Source organism: Candidatus Desulfatibia sp. (genome assembly GCF_036446775.1).
Taxonomy (GTDB): Bacteria; Desulfobacterota; Desulfobacteria; order Desulfobacterales; family UBA11574; genus Desulfatibia_A.
Window position 1 is genome coordinate 1 of the sequence record NZ_JAZFTO010000367.1, and the last position, 4,080, is coordinate 4,080.

A 4,080-nucleotide genomic window follows, 5' to 3' on the forward strand; every position below is an offset into this window, starting at 1 on the left:
CCCTTTTGCTAGTGGAAGAGGGAACCCGGCATCAGGCAAACCCCTACGCCATATTCAACTACGCCTTTGTCAGTTTTCTGCTGTGGAATATCCTGGGAACCTGGTGGATTACCCAGGCCCAATTGGTGGGAGCCATTCTCATCATTTTCGCAAATTCACTGCTGCAGGCTCTTTTTTTCTGGCTGGCCAGCCGTATCCGGACTATCCTGAGAATTCCGCTGTTGCTTCCTTTTCTGTTCATTTGGATGGGATACGAGCATTTTCATCTATCCTGGGACCTGGCCTGGCCCTGGCTCAATCTAGGCAATGCACTTGTCACAGCCCCAAAGCTCATCCAATGGTACGAGTTTACCGGTGTTCGTGGTGGGACGCTCTGGATCATACTGATCAACTTTGCATCTTTGAAGGTGTACGACACTTATCGAAAAAAAAGCTCGGGTTCAATTGCTCCTGCTGTCGCAATAACGCTGATGCTCTTTCTTATTCCCATCTTTGCATCCTATCAAATTTTTCAAAACGTTGAAGAGGGAGGAGAAACAGTCAATATAGCGCTGATTCAGCCCAACCTGGATCCATATACGGTAAAATTCGATCCGAAAAATTATGCGCAACACATGGAGGAGTTCTTCAGAGAGGCAGATGCTATTGTCGATGATGAAACCCAATATCTGTTTGGTCCCGAAACTCTCATTGTCGAGCAGATTGACGAGAGAGATCCTTCAGCATCGATCTACTACCGAAATTTGTTGGAATTTCGGAAAAAATATCCAAAGCTGAATATTCTTTTGGGCGTACACAGCTACCTTAAACTCAGCGATGAAGACATTCCTCCTGGAAGTCGATTCAATCGTGAGAAAAATTTTTACTACGAAGCTTTTAATACGGCGCTTTTTCTGCCGTCAGGTTCTGCAGCTGCACCCCAGTTCTATCACAAAACCAAGTTAGTGCCCCTGTTCGAGCGCATGCCCTTTGTGCAATATCTGGGCTTTCTGGGGAAATACTCCCTGGAGCTTGGCGGATATACCGGCACCTACAGCAATCGTCGAGGGAGATCTATTTTTGTATTGCCTGACGCTTCGGTTACCATCTTGCCGATCGTCTGCTTTGAATCCATATTCGGACCCTACAGCTCACGAAACCTGCCCAAAGAAAAGGGCTTTATCAGTATGATCACCAACGACGGATGGTGGAAAAATACGCCGGGCTATCAGCACCACTTCAATTTCAGTCCGGTTCGGGCCATCGAAAACCGGCGAGATTTTATTCGAGTTGCCAATACCGGAATTTCTGCGCTTATTAATGCCAAAGGCATGGTTATCGCCAAGACTCGCTGGTGGGAAAAGGCGACCCTCAAAGGAAAGATTCATCTTCGACAGGGGCAAACTTTTTTCGTTCGACATGGAGATTATCTGGGCCGGATATCGTTGGTATTTGGGGGACTCCTGGTTTTATACGGAGGGATTCTAAAGCTAAAAAGATCCTGGATCAAAGCTTGAACTGGTGAAACCAACAGGGGCAGGTCTTGAATCTTGAATTACAAGGACAAGGAGGGGGGTCCTTGTGAAATACGCTCCAGTTGAATCCCTTCGGGTGCTCCTGCGGAGCAATTCCACCCCAGTACGATATTAAACTACCTACGGGGCACCGTGTTGCGGCATCTTCGACAGGCGGGATAAATTTCGCGTTTTGTTGCACACCCCAGATAAACAGAAGAAATTAACACGGTTTAACAGGGCAAGAATTTCACCCGAGTACCATCTTCCGGATGTCCCGGCTCTTCAACTGATTTTTAGCTAATTTATCGCAAAATGCCTTCTTGACAATACGATCTTCATCCGGTAACTGAATTTTGGTTGTCTGAAACCGGTTGGGGCTTGCTGCCGCATCAGTGGCAGCACAATATGCTGTTACCCTAACTGATCTTTGACAGTTAGATTTTTAATATTGTTTAAAATCAATATGTTATGGTAGGGTAAATTTTTCTTGGCACTACCGGTTGGTTTTCTATCAATGGTTATACTTCCTTTATCGAAGGCGGCATGGCGACTCCGACCGACTGGAATACTTTGCCGCAAACACCTTTAAACTCGCTTCTGATGGAAAAGCGCTTGCCGTTCTCTTCAATCGTTACCTGCTGAAGCGCCTTAAGGTCCTGTTTGATATCAGACCACTCAAATACGTGTCCAGCAGCATTCAGACGGCGTTCCAGTTCTTTTCTCAAGACCAGCGCTAAAAAACTACAAAATACATGACCCCTGATGTTTTCGTCTTTCTGATGAAAAACAGGCCGTGTGTGAAGCATTGTTTTGATATCACGAAAAATGCGCTCAACCTGCCACAACTCTTTGTACTTTAGTGCTATTTTTTCTGACGGCAGGTCCGTGTTTGTCGTCAGCACCCACTTGCCGTCAAAGCGTGACTCGTATTTCACTTTTTTCTGATCAATACGTGCACTGTTTTTATCCACATTCAGGTACTTTCGATAACCTTTATTGCCGACAAGGCTTTTAAGCCCTTTTTTCAGTTGCTCTTCTAAAGAAGCGATAATGGCTTCTCGGTCAGCGGCATCCTTTCGGGCCTGACGGGTATTTATGCAAACGATGTAGCGCTTTTTGTTGTGAAGGACCTCCTTGACTTTCAATGGCGACGGGTCCTTTGAAGTTAATCCCTCCGGATAGACCTCACGATATCTGCCGCCGTAAGACAGCACATCGACTTTAATTTCTTTGACACGACGCATGCGCGTACCCAAAATGTAAGGGATCTTCCGAGATTCAAGTTCCTTGATTGTATCAGCGCTGATCATACCCCGGTCAGCAACAACACAAAAACGATTGATGCCAAATCGTTCCCGGATCCTATCTACTACTGGAATCAGTGTTTTGACGTCAGTCGTATTGCCAGGCCACATCTCGCAGCAGATTGGCTTGCCCTGATCGTCGATAATGGCTCCGACAACCATTTGATTCAAATCCGGCCGGTGGTCTTTGTTAAATCCTCTTTTCCCGATAAATGCACCACCCCGGCCCTCAAAGTAGATGGAGGTCGTATCGAAAAAGACCAGATCCAAACCGGAGAATAGATCCCGCTGATCGAGGAAAATCGACTCTTCAATCAGGTCCTTGTTACACCTGGGAGTAAAAGACGTGGCAGCCTTTTGATCATCGATCGACTCTCCTAAAAAGCTCATTGCCCGGTAAAGATGATGTAAATCCAATTGCTCTGTGCCATCAATGCTGTAGTCTCTGCGCCACTTTTCGCAAAAACGATCAGAACCCGATACCATCAGCCTGTGCAAAACAGTAAGGAATATGGCTCTTTCAACATCAAATTCGTATCGGCGATCTATTAAGAGACGCTGTATCGCTTTTTGAATTCCAGTCTCTTTCCACAGCCGTTCGAAAATGATTGACGGTCCGATTTTAACAGCATCCGCTGAGATGTCGCTTTTACCGGATAGTATTAACATCGTTTTTTCGGAAAACCGAGAGAGTGACCGAATAAGTGTCTCAACCCGACCTTTGGCCTGAAGTTGATCCATGCGGCCGATAGTAGAGATAACGCGTTGTTTTACTTTTCCTTTTTCTTTACGGTTTTCAACGATTTGGAGATATTGGTATTTTCCTGACTTTTTGACACGTGCAAACATGGGGCCTCCTTGTTTAGACACCCCATATTTATTACCCCGTTCTTTACATGTCAAGCTTTTAAACGTTATTCTGTGGCACTACCTTGGGGAGCCCAAAGAAAACCCAGCCTCAGTTATTTCAGCATGTTAGCAACTTTTTGAACCCTGATTTCCATGATAACTGTCTAAGAAGAGTCAAGGCTTCAAGTTGATAGCCGAGGATAACAACCAGCCTGAATCGGTTGTAAGTGTGGGTAGGCGATCCCAAGGAAGGATGCTGAGACACCGTCCCTCGGGACGTAGGTAGCCTAACCGGAAAATGGCTTTTCACATTTGACGATATCACAACTTTTTGACCAGCCTCAACACGAAAGATTTATAGCGCATTCACCAATTTCATCTTACCCGTTCGCATTTTAAAACTGATAGGAATCCCGTATTCCCGAGGGTGG

2 protein-coding genes are annotated in these 4,080 nt (G+C 45.8%); one reads left to right on the forward strand and one right to left on the reverse strand.

The annotated features are described in order from the left end of the window. On the forward strand, positions 1–1,496 hold a 1,496-nt coding region (gene lnt / locus V3S16_RS16730; protein ID WP_413887008.1), incomplete at its 5' end, for an apolipoprotein N-acyltransferase. A 518-nt stretch (positions 1,497–2,014) separates the two neighbouring features. Here the strand turns inward: lnt and V3S16_RS16735 are convergent. Beyond that, positions 2,015–3,649: an IS1634 family transposase gene (locus V3S16_RS16735; protein WP_413887010.1), complete on the reverse strand. Its 1,635-nt coding sequence runs from the start codon at positions 3,647–3,649 to the stop codon at positions 2,015–2,017. Positions 3,650–4,080: the final 431 nt, after the last annotated feature.